The 251-nt window shown below is 48.6% G+C and carries 1 protein-coding gene; it reads left to right on the forward strand.

All coding sequences use genetic code 11. The features are described 5' to 3' along the window. Positions 1-120: 120 nt before the first annotated feature. Positions 121-251 (forward strand): SgrR family transcriptional regulator (locus tag R0J88_RS21980; RefSeq protein ID WP_410901175.1); only part of this gene is annotated, 131 nt, incomplete at its 3' end.

Consider the following 251-nt stretch of genomic DNA (forward strand, 5'->3'; position numbering starts at 1 on the left):
GCGGTAAAATAGTGCTGATAAAACTGACGCATGGGGCACCCCCTTGCTTCATCGTTAGGAATTATTGACTTAATATAGGGAAAATAAAATTGCTGTCTTTTGCACAGGAGTTCCCCTTTTATGCCATCTGCTCGTCTGCAACAACAGTTCATCCGCCTGTGGCAATGCTGCGAGGGTAAATCGCAGGACACAACGCTCAACGAACTGGCAGCGTTATTGAGCTGCTCGCGTCGTCATATGCGCACCCTGCT

The organism is Pseudoalteromonas sp. SIMBA_162 (genome assembly GCF_046535955.1).
Taxonomy (GTDB): Bacteria; Pseudomonadota; Gammaproteobacteria; order Enterobacterales; family Alteromonadaceae; genus Pseudoalteromonas; species Pseudoalteromonas marina.